Origin of the sequence: Streptococcus sp. DD11 (assembly GCF_001578865.1) — a bacterium.
Lineage (GTDB): Bacteria > Bacillota > Bacilli > Lactobacillales > Streptococcaceae > Streptococcus > Streptococcus panodentis.
The window spans coordinates 115,508-116,774 of record NZ_KQ969392.1; the positions used below are offsets into that span (position 1 = coordinate 115,508).

At 48.2% G+C, this 1,267-nt stretch carries 1 protein-coding gene; it reads right to left on the reverse strand.

Features of this window, described 5'->3' with window-relative positions; genetic code table 11:
• Positions 1 to 115: 115 nt before the first annotated feature.
• On the reverse strand, positions 116 to 1,267 hold a 1,152-nt coding region (locus STRDD11_RS00545; RefSeq protein WP_128835298.1), incomplete at its 5' end, for an APC family permease.

Below are 1,267 nucleotides of genomic sequence, written 5' to 3' on the forward strand. Positions count from 1 at the left end.
AAAAGACCTGAAAAGCACAGTCCTTCTTGTCTGGACTGTGCTCTGTCAAGGGTCTTCTCTTTTCGTTTCAAACCCAGCTGTTTTAGCTTCTGCTCTGAAAAAAAGCTGGCCGAGGTCATTCTTTCAAGTGATAGGAATAGCTGGAAATCACGACATTCTCCCGCCATTTGAGATAGTATTTCATTTTCAGGCTCATCTGATTGTGGAGGATATTCTGCCACTGATGATTGGGGATAAACTGTGGCACCAAGACCGTGACTGTATAGCCTTTCTTTTCAGCTTCGCGGGCAATACGGTCCACATAGCGCAGGGTTGGCCGGATAATATTGCGGTAGCTGGTTTCGATATTGGTAAACTGAATATCTGGAAAATACTCCTGAAATTCCCGCGCAACTTCTCGGTCCTTCTCCTGTGTCTCCTTGGTCGAAACATGCATGGCAATGATGTCATCTCCGATGCTGCGGGCATAGTTCATCGCTCCGACACTGACACGGGTGACATTGCCGACCAGGACCAGCACGGTATTGCCTGCAAAGTCTATCCGCTCAATATCCTCGTCCAGCCGCAGCTGCAGAGCCACCTTGTTGTAATGATTCTTAATGGATAAAAAGAGCCACATCAGCGCTGCAATAATAGGGAAGAACGGCCAGATGGCCCCCAGACGGAAGAGCAGCAGAATACCGACAATCGTATAGCAGATGGCTGCTCCGAGAATATTGGCCAGAGAATGCTTGAGAAACTGCTTGCCATACTGCTTTTTCCAATGAATGACCATCCCCGTCTGAGAGAGGGCAAAGGGAACAAACACCCCAATCGTATAAAGGGGAATCAGACTTTCTGTGCTGCCCTCAAAGATCAGCAGCAGAACAATCGCTCCAAAAGCCAAGGTCAAAATCCCATTGGAGTAGCCCAGTCGGTCGCCTTTTTCCATATACATATGCGGCATGTACTTGTTTTTGGCCATATTATAAGACAGCATAGGGAAGGCAGAAAAGCCAGTATTGGCCGCAACTGCCAGAATAAGGGCAGTAGACAGCTGAAAAATGTAAAAAAGCAGACGGCCAATCGGTGACGAGCCCAGAATAGCCTGAGCCATCTGAGCCAGAGTCGTCATTCCCTTAACAGGGACAATCCCTGTCCAGTAGTTCAAAAAGGTAATTCCGGCAAACAGAAAGCCCAGAATAGCAGCCATAATGGCCAGCGTTTTAGCCGCATTTGCCGCCTTGGGCGCCTTAAAGAAAGGCACAGCATTGGAAATAGCCTCAAC